Here is a 15,022-nt window from a genome sequence, read left to right as displayed (position 1 = left end):
GTCGCCGCAGGCGGGCACTCGCTGCTCGTCGCGCAGCTGTGCGTCGCCCTCAGTGAGGAGCTCAGCGTCGAGGTCCCCTACGTCCTGGTCGCCACCGCCTCCTTGCACCGGCCGCACACGGGCCGGCCGGTCGGGTCCGCCGGCACCCGGTTGCGCTGCCCGCACTGCACGCAGGCCACGATCCGCGAAGTCATGCCCTCTACGACGCCGTGCCGTCCCGGCGCATTCCCGCCCGGCTCACCGCCGCCCGCTCACGGTGTGGAGGCCTGATGCGGGCGGCCCGGGCCGACGCCGAGCGCGACCGAGCGGCGGGCGATGGCGGCGCTCAGCGCGCTCGCGATCCCCGGCGGCTGGCCGAGCGAGCGCAGCCGGGTCAGCTCACGCAGCGCCGGGATGGTCGTGAAGCGTTCCAGCGCGTACACGCAGGCGTGCGCGACGGCCTGGCTGCGCGGCCCGTGGCCGGGGACCTTCTCGCCGGCGTACTGCGCGAGCCGCCCCACCACCGCAACGTCGTCCGGGTGCGGCGGGGTCACGGCGAGCAGGTACAGCAGCCCCCGCAGCGCCCGGGCGTTGTGCGGGTCGGGCACCCGGTTCGGGTCCCGCCCGCCGTCGCGGCGCAGCTCGATCGTCCGCGGTGCCGGCACGAGCCCCAGCCACCGCCGGATCAGCGCCCGGCACTGCTCGCCGCCGAGTTCGGCGACGAGGTCCGCCCCGCGCCGGGCCCACCGCGGGGCGGGCCGCGCACCGCTCGCCGCGAGGGCGTGGGCGAGCAGGTCACCCGACGGTGCCTCGGCGGCCGCCGCCTCCGCCCACGGCTCGCCGACGTTGAGCGACCCGGCCTCCCCGTCCAGCCAGGGCCGGATGGGCGCGCACCGCGCGGCCGGGGGGTGCTTGGCGTACTCGATGGCGGTGCGCCGCATGACGGCGACGAGCGCGGCGGGCGCTCCCCCGGCCTCCCGCTGGGCCACGTCGGCCAGCACGGCGAGCACCCGCGGCGGGCAGGTCTCGCTCGCGGTGGCGACGCCGATGAGGTGCCGCCCCGCCCGCCAGGACAGCGCGTCGGCCGCGATGTTGTCGGCCACCTGTACGAGCAGCGGCCCGTCCGCGCCACGCTCGATGAGGCGGAGGATGAGCGCGTGGCGGCGCGCCCCGGGCAGGGCCTGCACGTCCTCGTCCACCAGCCCGAGCCGCACCACCTCGTCGGCGAGGGCGTCGTCGTCCGCGGCCGCGATCAGCTCCCGGACGCGTGCGAGACGCTCCCCTGACACATCCCGCGACAGCACCGGCTGGTCGAGCATGGCGGACAGCATAGACCGCCCCGCGCGCGCCGCGCCGCGGTGTCGTCACGACCCGAACGACCCGGCCCATGCACGGCACCCCGCGCCCTCGCAGACGCCGGGCCGCGGGGGGGGTCGGTCGGCGGTCGTCCACAGAGGACACCGGTCCAGTCGCCGCGGGCGAAGAACCCTGGCACCGCGAACACCGGCGGCCTGACACGCACGGGAAGATTCGCACATACGATCGAATTTTCCGGTATCGTACCCGCATGACCAGTCCGCGGCAGCAGAGCATCCTGGCGGTGATCCGCGAGTCGATCGAGCAGCGCGGATATCCGCCGACCGTGCGCGAGATCGGGGCGGCCGTCGGGCTCGGCTCGCCCTCGTCGGTGGCGCACCACCTCAAGGCGATGGAGCGGGCCGGGCTGCTGCGCCGCGACGCGCACGCGCCGCGGGCCGTCGACATCCGCGGGCCCTACGCCGGGCTCGCCGCCGGGGCCGACCCGGGAGTGCCGGTGCCGCTCGTCGGCACGATCGCCGCCGGTGGGCCGATCCTCGCCGAGCAGACGGCCGACGACGAGCTGACGCTGCCGAGCACCCTCGTGGGGCACGGCACGCTCTTCGCGCTGCACGTCAAGGGCGACTCGATGGTCGAGGCGGCGATCTGCGACGGCGACATCGTCGTGGTGCGCCAGCAGGAAGTCGCGGAGAACGGTGACATCGTGGCCGCACTGCTGGACGGCGAGGCGACGGTGAAGGCGTACCGGCTGCGCGACGGGCACGTGGAGCTGGTGCCGCGCAATCCGCAGTATCAGGTGATCCCCGGCGACGGCGCCACGATCCTCGGCAAGGTGGTGTGCGTGCTGCGCCGGATGTAGACCCGGGCGGCGCGCGCCGGTGGTGCGCACCCGAACGGCAAGGGAGCACCACGATGCGCCGCGCCGCTGCCGGTCCTGCCCGCGAACGGGAACGCCGCCGGCCTGCCCACCCCGGCCAGCACCGGGACGACCCGGACCGCATCACCGTCGACGCCGTCCAGCAGTCCGCCCCCGGCCGGAGTCGGCGCGGACGCCGCCGGCGGCGAGCAGCGGGTCCAGGAGCCTGGAGGCCACCAGCCGCCGCGGTTCCATCGCCGATGCCGGCCGCCAAGGGGCCGGCACAGGCCCGTCAGGTGCCGGCGGTGAACACAGTCCACCTTCCGAAGGTGCGTGAAAACCTTTTCGGGCATGATGACGGCGGGATGTATCCCCGTCAACGCTGTGACAGTGGTGGCGGGCTTCGGCTAGGCTCTGCCGAAAATTTTCGTGCGGGAAAATTTTCGAGAGGATGGTCCGGTGGCGAGGAAGCACGGGCAGGTCACCCTCACCGACGTGGCCAAACTGGCCGGAGTGTCGATCGCGACGGCGTCGAAGGCCCTGAACTCCCGCGACGAGGTGGCACCGGCCACCCGCCTGCGCGTCCAGCAGGCCGCCGAGGAACTCTCCTTCCAGCCCAACATCCTGGCCCGCGGCCTGATCTCGGGCCACACCCGCACGGTCGGGCTGCTCACCGACGAGCTGTCGGCCGCCCGCTGCGCCATCCCGGTGCTGCTCGGCGCCGAGAACGCCCTGGGCAACGAACAGATGAGCGTGCTGCTGTGCGACGCCCGCGGCGACGCGATCCGCCGCCGCCACTACATCCGCACCCTGCTGGCCCGGCAGGTCGACGGCTTCATCATCCTCGGCGACGCCAACGACGTGCGCCCGTCGCTGACCCGCGACATCCCGGTCCCGGTCGTCTACGCCTACTGCGAGTCCGACGACCCGGCCGACCTGTCGGTGATCGCCGACGACGCCGGTGGCGCCCGCCTGGCCGCCGAGCACCTCGTCGGCCTGGGCCGCCGCCGCATCGCCCACATCACCGGCAACCCCGGCTACCGCGCCGCGCGGGACCGGGCGGCGGCGCTGCGGGAGGTCCTCGACACCGCCGGCCTGCCCCTGCTCGGCGAGGCGATGTTCGGCGAGTGGTCGCAGCGCTGGGGCCGTCACGCCACGGCCCGGCTGCTGGCCGCCCACCCCGACGTCGACGCGATCTTCTGCGGCAACGACCAGATCGCCGGCGGCGCGGCCGAGGCGCTGCGGGAGTCGGGCCGCGCCGTGCCCGGCGACGTGGCCCTGGTCGGCTACGACAACTGGGAGGTCTTCGCCACCGAGTGCCGGCCGCCGCTGACCACGGTCGACCCGAACCTGGAGCAGCTGGGCGCGACCGCCGTCCAGCACCTGTTCGCGCTCCTGGGCGGCAACGCAGACTCCGGCGTGATCCGCCAGCCCGGCCGCCTGGTCGTGCGCGAGTCGACCGTGCCGTGACCCGCCGGTGCCGCCAACTCAGGTCGAGGACGGACGCGGGGTGCCGGCGATCCAGCCGAGGCGCTCGGCCCGCACGACCAGGTCGGTGCGGTGCAGTACCGAGGCGGGGTGGCGCTCGTCGAGCAGCGCGTCGAGGGCGTCCAGGTCGCCGGCGTCCAGGTCGTCCGCGAGGCCCTGGCGGGTGCGGGCGAAGGAGGCGTGGGCGTAGCGCCCGGCCGCGGCCGGCGGCGCGGTCAGCTCGGCGGTGAACCGGCGCTCGGCCCGGATCTCGAGCCCGGCCGCGGCGAGGGTGGCCGGCCAGTCGCCGCCGAGGTGCGGCATGTCGGCGGCCCGGCGCCGGGCCATGATCCCGGCCAGGCGCCGCTCCAGGCCGGGGCGGCCCACGCCCTGGTCCTCGGGCAGGAAGCTCGGGAACGTGTCGAGCTCGAACAGGGCGAACACCCCGCCACCGCGCAACGCCCCCTTGGCGGCCCGCAGCACGGCGACCGGGTCGGCCATGTGGTGCATCGAGTTGGCCGCCCACACCAGGTCGGCCGGACCCGCCTCGGCCGGCCAGCCGTTGTCGAGGTCGGCGGCGACGGTGCGCACGCGGTCCGCCAGTCCCCGCCGGGCCGCGTGCCCGGCCAGGCGGTGCAGCATCTGCGGGGACCCGTCGACGGCCACGGCGGTGGCCGCGGGGAACCGGGTGAGCAGCCGCACGGTGCCGGACCCGGTGCCGGCGCCCAGGTCGACGATCCGCTCCGGGTCGCCGGCGTGCTCGCCGACCCAGGCGACGATGCCGGCGTGGAACTCGCCGAGGACCTCCGCGTCGAGATCCAGCAGGTCGGCGAGGTCGTCGCCGTGATGGTGGTGCTCGTGGTGGGTGTGCATGCCGCCAACTGTAGGCAATCTTGCGGTGACCGCATAGTATCTTGCGTATGACGCAAGAGGATGGGGAGCTCGACGCGCTGGTCCGCAAGCGCATCCGCGGCCTGCGGGCGGCCCTCGGCATGTCGCTGGACGACCTGGCGGCCGCCTGCTACATCAGCCCGTCGACGCTGAGCCGGATCGAGACCGGGCACCGGCGGATCAGCCTCGACCAGCTCACCGCCATCGCCCGGGCGCTCGGCACCACCCTCGACGCCCTCGTCGAGTCCGCCGACGCCGACGTGGTGATCCGGCCCCGGCACGAGCCCGCGCGCGGCGTGACCACGTGGACGCTGCGCCACGAGGCCGGCCCGGGCGGCACCACGGTGGCGAAGATGCGCATCGAGCGGCCGGTGCCGGGCCCGGACGACCTGCGCGCCCACCCCGGCTGGGAGTGGTTCACGGTGCTGTCCGGCACGATCGCGCTGCGGCTCGGCGAGCGGCTCATCCTCGTCGAGGCCGGCGAGGCCGCCGAGTTCTCCACCATGGTCCCGCACGCATTCGGCGCCCACGGCGGCCCCGCCGAGGTGCTCGGCATCTTCGACCACGACGGCCGGCGCACCCACCTGCGCCGGCTGCCGGAGTAGCTCAGATCGCGTCCCAGGGGATCTCCGCCTCGGCGGCGGCCAGCATCGACATCAGGTCCGGGTCCGGCGCGTACGACACGTCGTCGACCCGGCCGACCGGCGTGATGCCGATCGAGTTGCACGCGAACGCGGAGCGGAACGACGGCAGGTCGCCCAGCAGCACCGGCGCCCGGCGGGACGGCAGCCGCGGGGCGAGCAGCAGCATGGCGATGCCGGCCAGGTGCGGGGCGGTCGGCCAGGTCACCGCCGCGCCGTCGAAGAAGCCGATGTTGGCGGCCGACGTCTCCTCGATCGCGCCGGTGTGGTCGGTGAGCAGGGCGTCGTCGAAGCCCTCGGCGACCGCGCGGCGGCGGTGGTACCCCTGGCCGAAGCCGCCCACATGCTTCAGGTGCGCGGCCGGCCGCTCGTAGCGCACCGAGCGCAGGGCCAGGGGCCCGGCGGGCAGCACCGACGGCGGGCGGACCACGACCATGACCATGAGGTCGTCCGGGTGGTACACGTACACGCGCACCGCACAGTCCGGCACCCCCCGGATCGCGTGGCGGATCCGCGCCCGCACCAGCGCCGGGTCGAGGTCCGCGGCGAACAGCTCCCGGGCCGTCGCCGACAGCCGGGACAGGTGCAGGTCCAGGCCGCGGACCCGGCCGCCGCGGACCTGCATGGCGGTGAAGTGGCCGTCGCCGGACAGCAACGGGACGTACAGCTGCCCGATCTCAGGCTCCCGGCCGTCGATCTCAACCCGCAACGGTGCGCTTATCACGCTCACCCACCATAGTGGCGGCGCACTCTGACAGGTTCAGCCGGGGCAGCATCCGGGTACCGATCTTCACCAGCGGGCTGCCGGCCAGCGTCGCCGGGGCGGGCGTGCCGGCGGGCACCCGCTCCTCCCACGTCGACTCCTCGATCGCCCGCAGCGCCGGGACGAGGAACCCGACGCCGCCGACCAGCAGCACCCGGGCCGCCGCGGGGTCGATCTCGGCCGCCTCGCCGAGCAGGGCCGGGAGGTCGACCAGCGGCACCGACGAGCGGTGCAGGGTGAACACGCCGCGCATCGCGCCGCCGCCGGCGAACGGGATGACGTCGCCGGGGTGCGGCACGATCTCCTCGATCTGGGTCAGCGGCGTGGCGACCTCCGGCCCGGCCAGGTACGTCAGGTACGTGCGGACCCGCGGCTCGATGACCCGCCCCTCCCCCGGCCCCGGCTCCTCCCGCGCCGCCTCGCGCCGGGCCGGCTGGCCGCCCCCGCGCACCGGCGTGCCCAGCGCCGCGAGGGTGCCCAGCTCCTCCTCGGCCCGCAGCCCGGCGCCGTCGAGCACGAGGTACGAGCCGCCGGCCTGCCCGGGCAGGATGCCGGCCGCGAACGCCGGCGGCGGCACGCCGAAGCCCGGCATCGCCAGCACGTCGCCCCGCGCCACCGGCACGATCGCCACCACCTCGGTCACCGCGAACGTCAGCAGCCCCCGCGGGTAGGCCAGCGCCACGCCCCGCTTGACGTCGATCGGCGCCAGGCCGCCCAGCCCCAGCACGGCGAGCGTGTCGACGGCCGGCACGAAGCGCTCGCCGAGCTCGATGACGCCGTGGATGACGCCGCCGTCGATCGGCGAGGACTTCAGCACCAGCTCCGGCACCACCGAGTGGATGTGCGACACGTCCACGCACAGGCCGATCTCCCCGGCCCGCAGCAGCATCATGCTGCACCCGGTCGCGGCCGTGCCCCGCTCCTGGGCGGCCGCCATCGCGGCGCTCGGCCCGCCGGCGTCGGCCGCGAGGACCATGCCGGGCAGGCGGCGGATCGCGGCGCAGTCCAGCACGCACACCACCGCCCCGTCCTCGGGCCGCTCGAAGGTGCGCGCGAACAGCGGCGGCAGCCCGCTGTTGACCGTCATGCCCAGCTCCGCCTCCGGGGCCACGTCGACCACCCCGCGCACGGCGTCGGCGAGCAACCCGAAGACCGAGCCGTCGTAGGTGACGATGACGACCACGTCCCGGCGGGCCGGGGAGTCCAGGCCCAGCAGCTGGCGCAGGTCGACCACCGGGATCACCTGGTGGCGCAGGCTCACCGCGCCGGCCAGGCCCGGGGCCGCGGCCAGCAGCGGCACGAAGGACGCCGGGCACGGGATCACCTCGCGCAGCTCCGACAGGGGCAGCGCCACGTGCACGTCGGCGACGGTGAAGACGCCGTACAGCACCGCGCTCATCCGGCCCGGCCGGGATCCGCGCCGACGAGGTCGCCGATGAGCGCGTTCACCGTCCGCGACGCCTCCTGCTGCGCCTGCGTCTGGGTGACGATGTGGTGGATCGACTCGGCGGTCTTGCCGACGCTGCGCAGGATCACCTCGAACGCGTCCTGGGCCCGCTGCGCCACCTGCGAACCCTGGTTGATCCGGGTCGCCGACTCCTGGATGAGCCGGCTGATCTCCCGGGCCGAGTCCGACGAGCGCTCCGCGAGCTTGCGCACCTCCCCCGCCACCACCGAGAACCCGACGCCGTGCTCGCCGGCCCGGGCCGCCTCGATCGAGGCGTTGAACGCCAGCAGGTTCGTCTGCGAGGCGATCTCCCCGATCACCTGCACGATCCCGGCGATCTGCTCCGAGGAGCGCTCCATGAGCTCGATCGCCTCGATGGACTTGCGCAGCTCCTCGAAGCCGCGCTGGGCGTTCGTCTGCGTCTGCCCGGCCAGCTCGCTGGCCTGCCCGGCGTTGCCGACGATGGTGGCGATGGAGACGGACAGCTCGTCGATCGCCCGGCCCATCTCCCGGCTCTTCACGCTCAGCCGCTGTTCCAGGTTCACCTGCTCGGTCACGTCGGTGGCGAACTTGATGACCTTCATCGGGTTGCCCTTGAGGTCGAAGATCGGGTTGTACTGCGCCTGCAGGTACACGTCGCGGCCGAACTTGCCGAGGCGGTGGAACCGGCCGGTGAGGATCTCCCCGCGGCCCAGCCGGAGCCAGAAGTCGCGGTACTCCGGCGAGGTGATGTACTCCTGCGAGCAGAACATGCTGTGGTGCTGGGCCACGATCTCCCGCAGCGAGTAGCCCATCGTGCGCAGGAAGTTGTCGTTGGCCGTCAGCACGTTGCCCTCGAGGTCGAACTCGATGACCGCCTGCCCCCGGTTGATCGCCGCCACCTTGCCCTCGAACTCCGCCTGCCGCAGCTTGCTCTGCGTCACGTCCGCGGCGAACTTCACGATCTTGTACGGCTTGCCGTCGAGGTTCAGGATCGGGTTGTACGTCGCCTGGATCCACACCTCGCGGCCGTCCTTGCCGATCCGCTTGTACTCCCCGGCGTCGAACTCGCCGCGCCGCAGCCGCTCCCAGAAGTCCTCGTACTGCTCCGACGCCGCCTCCTGCGGGTCGACGAACATCCGGTGCGGCCGGCCCCGCACGTCGTCCGGGCCGTAGCCCATGAGGTCCAGGAAGTTGCGGTTGGCGTCGAGCACGACGCCGTGCGTGTCGAACTCGACGACGGCCTGCGCCCGGTTGATCGCGGACACCTTGCCCTCGAACTCGACGCTGCGCCGCTTCGACTCCGTCACGTCGGTCGCGAACTTCACCACCTTGTAGGGGCGGCCCTCCAGGTCGAAGATCGGGTTGTACGTCGCCTGCAGCCACACCTCGCGGCCGCCCTTGCCGAAGCGCTTGTACTCCCCGGTCTCGAACTCGCCGCGGCCCAGCCGCGCCCAGAAGTCGCGGTACTCCTCGCTGACCGCGTACGCCGGCTCGACGAAGATCCGGTGGTGCCTGCCCTTGAGCTCGTCGGAGCTGCCGTACCCCATCGTCTCCAGGAAGTTGCGGTTGGCCGACAGGATCATCCCGTCCAGGTCGAACTCGATGACCGCCTGCGCCCGGTCGATCGCGGCGACCTTGCCCTCGAACTCGGCGTTGCGCTGCTTGACGCCGGTGATGTCGGTGGCGTACTCCACCACCTTGGCCGGCCGGCCCTCCGTGTCGAGGATCGGGTTGTAGCTGGCCTGCAGCCACACCTCCCGCCCGTTCTTGCCGAGCCGCTTGTACTCCCCGGTCTCGAACTGGCCCTTGGCCAGGCGCTGCCAGAACCCGCGGTACGCGCTGCTGTGCGCCTCCTCCTCCCCGACGAGGAGCTTGTGATGCTGCCCGACCAGCTCGCGCTCCTCGTAGCCGGTCAGCTGCAGGAAGTTGCGGTTCACCGCCCGGATCGTGCCGTCGAGGTCGAACTCGACGGCGGCCTGCGCCCGCGAGATCGCCGCCACCTTGCCCTCGAACTCCGCCTGCACGCGCTTGGACTCGGTGATGTCCAGCGCGTACTTCACCACCTTGTACGGCCGGCCCTCCAGGTCCAGGATCGGGTTGTAGGTGGCCCGCAGCCACACCTCCCGCCCGCCCCGGCCGAAGCGCTTGTACTCGCCGCTGGCCACCTCGCCGCGCCCGAGCCGCGCCCAGAAGTCCTCGTAGGCCTTGGTGGCGGCGTAGGACTCCTCGACGAACAGGCGGTGGTGCTGCCCGACGATGTCGCCCAGCGAGTACCCGGTCAGCTGCAGGAAGTTCTCGTTCGCCGCGAGGATCTGGCCGCCGAGGTCGAACTCGACCACCGCCTGGGCCCGGTCGACCGCCGCGTACTTGCCGCGCAGCTCCGCCAGCAGCCGCCGGTCGTTGGTGATGTCGTAGGCGGTGACCAGGATCGTGTCCGGCTCCCGCGCGCCGCTGCCCACCGGCCCGCAGTTGAACCGCAGCCACCGCTGCCGCCCGCCACTGTCCACGATGGAGTTGACCTGCTCCACGAACTTGCCCGCCCGCCCGGCGTCGAGCAGCTGGTCGACGGCCTGCGACTGCAGGTGCCACAGCTCCTCCAGCCGCTTGCCGACGATCTGCTCCACCGGACTGTCGGTGGTCTCGAGCACCCGGTCGTTGACGGCGGTGATCGACCCGTTCTTGGCGTTGAGGACGAGCACCAGCCGCTCCTGCAGCAGCAGGGCGAGCGACGCCGCGCCGAGCGCCGGCGTGGCCTGGTCACTGACGAGGCCGGTCGTTTCGGGCACGGTTGCTCCTTGGGTGCCGCCACGTTGCGATGCGTTCAACCGGCCTGTTCGGCCGCATCCCTGCCGCCTTGAGGCAAACCTCGCGGCCCGGCGCACATCCCGCAGCGCATCCTAGGAAACTAGGCCATGGGCCGGGAGGTACGGCATCGCCGGAAGCCGGGACGCCCGCCCTCAGCGGGCGGCGAGCCAGTCCGCGTAGCGGGTCGGGGCGATCCGGCCGCCGGGGCCGGCGATCAGCGCGTCGCCGTCCACCACCCCGCCGAAGAGGGAGGCCGCCGGATCGGCCACGACGTGGCGCGGGTCGCCGGTGGCCGCCAGGTAGCGGCGGACGAACTCGTCCAGCCGGATGACCTCCGGGCCGGCCAGGTCGAGCGTGCCGTTGCGGGGCGGGGACACAGCCAGGTCGGCCAGGGCCGCGGCCACGTCGTCGGCGGCGATGGGCTGGACCTGGGCGGGGATCAGGCGCACCGTGTCGCCGTGCGTCGACGCCGCCGCGATGCCCTCGGCGAACTCGAAGAACTGCGTGGCGCGCACGATCGTGAAGGGGACGCCGCCGGCCTCGACGACCTGCTCCTGGGCGGCCTTGGCCTCCAGGTGCGCGCTGCCGGGGACCTTGTCGGTGCCGACGATCGACAGGACCAGGTGGTGGCCCACGCCGGCCTTGCTGGCCGCGGCCAGCTGGTTGGCGGTGGCGGTACGGAAAAAGTGCAGCAGCTCGCCGTGCGAGGCCGGCGGCGTGTTGGTCACGTCCACCGTCACGGCGGCGCCGGACAGGACGTCGTCCAGACCCTCGCCGGTCAGCGCGTCGACACCCAGGCTGCGGGCGGCCGGGACCGCCTCGTGGCCGGCCGCGCGCAGCAGCGGGACCAGCCTGGCGCCGATCTGGCCGGTGCCGCCGAACACCACGATCTTCATTGCTCCCCCATTCAACTCGGACAACTTTTGTCCGGAACCTCCGGCAGCCTACCCGGACAACTCCTGTCCGAGTCAAGTACGATGTGATCGTGAAGATGTCCGGGGGCGTGGAGTGGGCGCTGCACTGCTGCGTGGCGCTGACCGTGGCCCGCTCCCCGGCGTCCGCGGCACGGCTCGCCGAGATGCACGACGTGTCGGCCAGCTACCTGGCCAAGCAGCTGCAGAGCCTCGCGCGGGCCGGGCTGGCGCACGCGGTCCAGGGCCACGCCGGCGGGTATGTGCTGACCCGCGACCCCGCGCTCATCACCGTGCTCGACGTGGTGGAGGCGGTGGACGGGGCCCGGCCCGCGTTCACCTGCACCGAGGTCCGCCAGCGCGGGCCGATCGCCGCCGCGCCCGAGCGGTGCCTCTCCCCCTGCTCGATCCACGCCGCCATGACGGCCGCCGACGAGGCGTGGCGGGCCGCCCTGCGAGGGGTGAGCATCGCCGACCTCGCCCGCGACGTCACCGACAAGACCGGGCCCGGCACGCTGCAGAGGATCGCCGACTGGCTGGGCTGAGCACGGCGGCGACCTCCGCGCCGTCCGGCAGCCCGAAGGCGCGCAGGGCCCGCGGTCACCCGGTGAGGCGGGCCGCGACCGCGTCGCGGACGTCGGCGGCGGCCGGCACGGGCACCCCGGCGGCCTCGGCCATCCGCCGCAGCGAGGTCATGGTGACGCCCGGCAGCCGGCAGGCGGTGAACCGGTCGAACACGCCGAGGTCCGGGTCGACGTTGAGGGCGAAGCCGTGGCTGGTCACCCCGCCGCGGATGCGCATCCCGATCGAGACGAGCTTGTGGTGCTCCGGCGTCCACACCCCGACGAGGCTGTCCGCGCCCTTGGGCGTCTCCCGCCGTACCGTCGCGAAACCGAGATCGGCAAGCGCGGCGACCAGGCCGAGCTCGAGCCAGCGCACCACGTCGCCGGGACCCCGTTCGCGCAGGTTCATCACCAGGTAGCCGACCAGCTGCCCGGGCCCGTGATAGGTGGCGTAGCCGCCGCGGTCGACCTCGACGACCTCGAGGGAGCCGTCCCGCGGCAGGTCCTCCGGCGGGGTGTGCCGCCCGTAGGTGACCACCGGCGGGTGCTCGAGCAGGAACAGCCGGTCGGGCGCCGCGCCCGCCTGGCGCTCGGCGACCCAGCCGCGCATCGCCTCCGTCGCCTCCGCGTATCCGACCACACCCAGGTCCACCCGCACCATGCCCGCCACGGAGCAATACTGCCTCGGCGGGCCCGGGTCCGAAACGTGCGGCGCGTCACCGGCGCCCGGGACCGAACGAGCCTCAGCGGTAGTCGTACCGGTCGCCGCTATCGGCGGAGAAGGCCCGCGCCAGCAGGGCGGCGATCCCGACACCCACGATGGCGATGCCGACCTGGACGGCGATGACGAGCCAGTCGTACGTCTGCCCGCCCACCGTCAGGTGCTTGTCGCTGTGCAGGTCCCACCGGTCGGCGGCCCAGGTGCCGGCGACGGCGGCGCCCATGCCGATGAGGACGGTCAGGATCAGGCCGATCGGCTGCCGGCCGGGCAGCAGGATCCGGGCGACGATCCCGATGACCGCGCCGAAGACGATCGCGGCCACGTAGTCGTGCAGTTGCATCCCGGGGCCTCCTCGTGGCTGGGTTTCTCCAGCTGCATTGTGACCCCGCCGCGCAACCCCCTCATCCGGCGGCGAAGTAGCCGGCGAACGGCGCCTCGTCCGCCGGGGCCACCGCCAGGTACTCGCCCGGGCGCCGCGTACGGTCGAGGTACACCCACACGAAAGGGACGGCCATGATGCAGCAACGCAGCTTCGACGTGGTGGTGGTCGGGGCCGGCCCCGGCGGCGAGGTCGCGGCCGGGCGGCTGGCCGAGGCCGGCCTCGAGGTCGCGATCGTGGAGGACCGCAAGGTCGGCGGGGAGTGCTCGTACTGGGCCTGCATCCCGTCGAAGGCGCTGCTGCGCCCGGGCGAGCTGCTCGCCGAGGCGCGCCGGGTGCCGGGCGTGGCCGAGGCGGTCACCGGCCCGCTGGACGCGGCCGCGGTGCTGCGCCGCCGCGACGAGCTCATCGGCGGGCTCGACGACGCCGGGCAGCTGCCGTGGCTGCAGGAGCGCGGGATCACCCTGGTCCGCGGGCGCGGGCGGCTCGACGGCGAGCGCCGGGTCGTCGTGGGCAAGGAGGTCCTGGAGGCGCGCAGGGCGGTCATCCTGGCCGGCGGCACCGCACCGGCCCTGCCGCCGATCGAGGGCCTGGCGGAGGCCGCGCCGTGGACCAACCGGGAGGCGACCACCGCCCGCGAGCTGCCCGGGCGGCTCGTCGTGCTCGGCGGCGGGGTGGTCGGCTCCGAGCTCACCCAGGCGTACGCGTCGCTGGGCACCCGGGTCACCCTGATCGAGGGCGAGCGGCGGCTGCTGCCGCGCGAGGAGGAGTTCGCCTGCGAGCAGGTCACCGCCGCCCTGACCGAGCTGGGCGTGGACATCCGCTGCGGGCAGAAGGCCGCCGGCGTGCGCCGCGAGGGCGACCGGGTCGTGGTCGCCCTCGGCGACGGCAGCACCGCCGAGGGCGACCAGCTGCTCGTGGCCACCGGGCGGGTGCCGGAGTCGCACGACCTGGGGCTGTCCGCCGTCGGCCTGCCCGAGGGCGGCTACATCGAGGCCGACGAGCACACCCGGGTGCCGGGGAAGGACTGGCTGTACGTCATCGGCGACCTCAACGGCCGCGCGCTGTTCACCCACATGGCGAAGTACCAGGCCGCCCTGGCCGCGGGGCACATCCTCGGCAAGCCGATCGCCGCCACCCACCTGGCCGACGGCCCGGGCGCCCCGCGGGTCATCTTCACCGACCCGCAGGTGGCGGCGGTCGGCCACACGACGGCCTCGGCGAAGGCGGCCGGGCTGGACGTGCGCGTCGTGGACCTGGGCACCTCGGCCAACGCCGGCGGCTCCTACTACGGCAGCGGCGCCCGCGGCACCAGCCGCTTCCTCATCGACGAGCGGCGCCAGGTCCTCGTCGGCGCCACCATCACCGGCTCCGAGGTCGCCGACTTCCTGCACGCCGCCACCATCGCCATCGTCGGCGAGGTCCCACTGTCCCGCCTGCGCCACGCCGTCCCGGCGTTCCCGACGCGCAGCGAGATCTGGCTGTACCTCTTCAACGCCCTCGGCCTGTGACCGCGGAGCTCATCGGGCGGCCGGTCGAGCGCGCGGCGCTCGACCGGCTCGTCGCCGACGCCCGCAACGGCCGCAGCGGCGTGCTGGTGCTGCGCGGCGAGCCCGGCATCGGCAAGACCGCGCTGCTGGACCACGCCGTCGCGGCCGCCGCGGCCTGCACCCTGGCCCGGACCGCGGGCGTCGAGGCCGAGACCGAGATCGCGTACGCCGCCCTGCACCAGCTCTGCGCCCCGCTCCTGGCCCAGCTGCCCACGCTGCCGGCCCCGCAGCGCACCGCCCTCGAGGTCGCCTTCGGCCTCGCCCCCGGCCCCGGACGCCCTCTTCGTCGGCCTGGCCGTGCTGGGCCTGCTCGCCGAGGCCGCCGCCGCCCGCCCCCTCGTCGCCCTCGTCGACGACGCCCAATGGCTCGACCCCATGTCGGCGGTGATCCTGGCCTTCGCCGCCCGCCGGCTCGCCGCCGAGTCCGTCGCCCTGGTCGTGGCCACCCACCCCGGCCCCGGCCCCTTCGACGGCCTGCCCGCCCTCGACCTGGAAGGCCTCGGCGAGGCCGAGGCCGAAACGCTCCTGGCATCGGTACTGCACGAGCCGCTCGACCCCCGCGTCCGCGCGACGATGCTGGCCGAGGCCCGCGGCAACCCCCTCGCCCTGCTGGAGCTCCCGGCGGCGACCTCCCACGAGACCCGCGCCTTCGGCCCCGGCACCCCGGGACCGCCCACCGGTGGCCTCTTCACGGGCCGCCTGGCCGCGCTCCCGCAGCCGGCCCGGCGGCTGCTGCTCACCGCGGCGGTC

At 74.3% G+C, this 15,022-nt stretch carries 14 protein-coding genes and 2 pseudogenes; 8 read left to right on the top strand and 8 right to left on the bottom strand.

Features of this window, described 5'->3' with window-relative positions; translation table 11 throughout:
• A partial coding sequence (locus AB0M46_RS48710) for a hypothetical protein (RefSeq protein WP_363348073.1) occupies window positions 1-270 on the top strand: 270 nt, incomplete at its 5' end.
• On the opposite strand, the gene AB0M46_RS48705 is transcribed toward AB0M46_RS48710, so the two are convergent.
• Entirely contained in the window at window positions 252-1,298 is a 1,047-nt protein-coding gene (locus tag AB0M46_RS48705) for a hypothetical protein (RefSeq protein WP_363348071.1), read from the bottom strand. The two genes, AB0M46_RS48710 and AB0M46_RS48705, sit on opposite strands and share 19 nt — an antisense overlap.
• A 248-nt stretch (window positions 1,299-1,546) precedes the next feature.
• Here AB0M46_RS48705 and lexA point away from each other — a divergent pair, with 248 nt between their 5' ends.
• A complete protein-coding gene (lexA, locus tag AB0M46_RS48700; RefSeq protein WP_363348069.1) occupies window positions 1,547-2,155 on the top strand; it encodes a transcriptional repressor LexA in 609 nt (202 codons plus the stop codon).
• Between the two features lie 456 nt (window positions 2,156-2,611).
• Entirely contained in the window at window positions 2,612-3,622 is a 1,011-nt protein-coding gene (locus AB0M46_RS48695; RefSeq protein ID WP_363348067.1) for a LacI family DNA-binding transcriptional regulator, read from the top strand.
• Window positions 3,623-3,640: 18 nt separating this feature from the next.
• Here the strand turns inward: AB0M46_RS48695 and AB0M46_RS48690 are convergent, their stop codons facing one another.
• Window positions 3,641-4,492 carry a class I SAM-dependent methyltransferase gene (locus AB0M46_RS48690; protein ID WP_363348065.1) on the bottom strand — a complete coding sequence of 284 codons (852 nt, stop codon included), beginning with the start codon at window positions 4,490-4,492 and terminating at the stop codon, window positions 3,641-3,643.
• A gap of 47 nt (window positions 4,493-4,539) precedes the next feature.
• On the opposite strand from AB0M46_RS48690, the gene AB0M46_RS48685 reads away from it, so the two are divergent.
• Window positions 4,540-5,115 carry a helix-turn-helix transcriptional regulator gene (locus AB0M46_RS48685; protein ID WP_363348063.1) on the top strand — a complete coding sequence of 192 codons (576 nt, stop codon included), beginning with the start codon at window positions 4,540-4,542 and terminating at the stop codon, window positions 5,113-5,115.
• A 1-nt stretch (window position 5,116) separates the two neighbouring features.
• Here the strand turns inward: AB0M46_RS48685 and AB0M46_RS48680 are convergent, their stop codons facing one another.
• From AB0M46_RS48680 to AB0M46_RS48665, 4 genes are all read right to left on the bottom strand, one after another.
• Window positions 5,117-5,860: an aminotransferase class IV gene (locus AB0M46_RS48680; RefSeq protein WP_363348061.1), complete on the bottom strand. Its 744-nt coding sequence runs from the start codon at window positions 5,858-5,860 to the stop codon at window positions 5,117-5,119.
• The gene (locus tag AB0M46_RS48675; RefSeq protein WP_363348059.1) at window positions 5,850-7,313 is read right to left on the bottom strand and encodes a chemotaxis protein CheW; all 1,464 of its coding nucleotides are present in this window, start codon (window positions 7,311-7,313) and stop codon (window positions 5,850-5,852) included. Before AB0M46_RS48675 ends, AB0M46_RS48680 begins: the two co-directional genes overlap by 11 nt.
• The gene (locus tag AB0M46_RS48670) at window positions 7,310-10,129 is read right to left on the bottom strand and encodes a PAS domain-containing methyl-accepting chemotaxis protein (protein WP_363348057.1); all 2,820 of its coding nucleotides are present in this window, start codon (window positions 10,127-10,129) and stop codon (window positions 7,310-7,312) included. The genes AB0M46_RS48675 and AB0M46_RS48670 overlap by 4 nt, the downstream gene beginning before the upstream one ends.
• A gap of 171 nt (window positions 10,130-10,300) precedes the next feature.
• Window positions 10,301-11,044 (bottom strand): SDR family oxidoreductase, encoded by a 744-nt coding sequence (locus tag AB0M46_RS48665; RefSeq protein ID WP_363348055.1) that lies wholly within the window; start codon window positions 11,042-11,044, stop codon window positions 10,301-10,303.
• Window positions 11,045-11,139: 95 nt separating this feature from the next.
• On the opposite strand from AB0M46_RS48665, the gene AB0M46_RS48660 reads away from it, so the two are divergent.
• On the top strand, window positions 11,140-11,604 hold the full coding sequence (locus AB0M46_RS48660) for an Rrf2 family transcriptional regulator (protein ID WP_363348077.1): 465 nt from the start codon (window positions 11,140-11,142) through the stop codon (window positions 11,602-11,604).
• Window positions 11,605-11,659: 55 nt separating this feature from the next.
• On the opposite strand, the gene lipB is transcribed toward AB0M46_RS48660, so the two are convergent.
• Window positions 11,660-12,283: a lipoyl(octanoyl) transferase LipB gene (gene lipB / locus AB0M46_RS48655; RefSeq protein ID WP_363348075.1), complete on the bottom strand. Its 624-nt coding sequence runs from the start codon at window positions 12,281-12,283 to the stop codon at window positions 11,660-11,662.
• Between the two features lie 82 nt (window positions 12,284-12,365).
• Window positions 12,366-12,683 (bottom strand): GlsB/YeaQ/YmgE family stress response membrane protein, encoded by a 318-nt coding sequence (locus AB0M46_RS48650; protein ID WP_363348053.1) that lies wholly within the window; start codon window positions 12,681-12,683, stop codon window positions 12,366-12,368.
• Window positions 12,684-12,856: 173 nt separating this feature from the next.
• Here AB0M46_RS48650 and AB0M46_RS48645 point away from each other — a divergent pair, with 173 nt between their 5' ends.
• From AB0M46_RS48645 to AB0M46_RS48635, 3 genes and pseudogenes are all read left to right on the top strand, one after another.
• Window positions 12,857-14,233, top strand: a complete 1,377-nt coding sequence (locus AB0M46_RS48645) for an NAD(P)/FAD-dependent oxidoreductase (protein ID WP_363348051.1) — start codon at window positions 12,857-12,859, stop codon at window positions 14,231-14,233.
• A pseudogene (locus tag AB0M46_RS48640) lies at window positions 14,230-14,469 on the top strand (AAA family ATPase); the annotation flags it as partial. The gene AB0M46_RS48645 and the pseudogene AB0M46_RS48640, both read left to right, overlap by 4 nt.
• Before the next feature lie 100 nt (window positions 14,470-14,569).
• A pseudogene (locus AB0M46_RS48635) lies at window positions 14,570-15,022 on the top strand (LuxR family transcriptional regulator); the annotation flags it as partial.

Source organism: Dactylosporangium sp. NPDC051485, assembly GCF_040682015.1.
Lineage (GTDB): Bacteria > Actinomycetota > Actinomycetes > Mycobacteriales > Micromonosporaceae > Dactylosporangium.
Note: the sequence above shows the minus strand (reverse complement) of the source record. Positions and strands in the feature narration are given on the sequence as shown.

What these genes read in the sequence shown, in the direction of transcription:
- AB0M46_RS48705 (WP_363348071.1), bottom strand. Translation starts at nt 1,298, where the DNA reads ATGCTCGACCAGCCGGTGCTGTCGCGGGATGTGTCAGGGGAGCGTCTC.
- lexA (WP_363348069.1), top strand. Translation starts at nt 1,547, where the DNA reads ATGACCAGTCCGCGGCAGCAGAGCATCCTGGCGGTGATCCGCGAGTCG.
- AB0M46_RS48690 (WP_363348065.1), bottom strand. Translation starts at nt 4,492, where the DNA reads ATGCACACCCACCACGAGCACCACCATCACGGCGACGACCTCGCCGAC.
- AB0M46_RS48685 (WP_363348063.1), top strand. Translation starts at nt 4,540, where the DNA reads ATGACGCAAGAGGATGGGGAGCTCGACGCGCTGGTCCGCAAGCGCATC.
- AB0M46_RS48675 (WP_363348059.1), bottom strand. Translation starts at nt 7,313, where the DNA reads ATGAGCGCGGTGCTGTACGGCGTCTTCACCGTCGCCGACGTGCACGTG.
- AB0M46_RS48665 (WP_363348055.1), bottom strand. Translation starts at nt 11,044, where the DNA reads ATGAAGATCGTGGTGTTCGGCGGCACCGGCCAGATCGGCGCCAGGCTG.
- AB0M46_RS48660 (WP_363348077.1), top strand. Translation starts at nt 11,140, where the DNA reads ATGTCCGGGGGCGTGGAGTGGGCGCTGCACTGCTGCGTGGCGCTGACC.
- lipB (WP_363348075.1), bottom strand. Translation starts at nt 12,283, where the DNA reads ATGGTGCGGGTGGACCTGGGTGTGGTCGGATACGCGGAGGCGACGGAG.
- AB0M46_RS48650 (WP_363348053.1), bottom strand. Translation starts at nt 12,683, where the DNA reads ATGCAACTGCACGACTACGTGGCCGCGATCGTCTTCGGCGCGGTCATC.
- AB0M46_RS48645 (WP_363348051.1), top strand. Translation starts at nt 12,857, where the DNA reads ATGATGCAGCAACGCAGCTTCGACGTGGTGGTGGTCGGGGCCGGCCCC.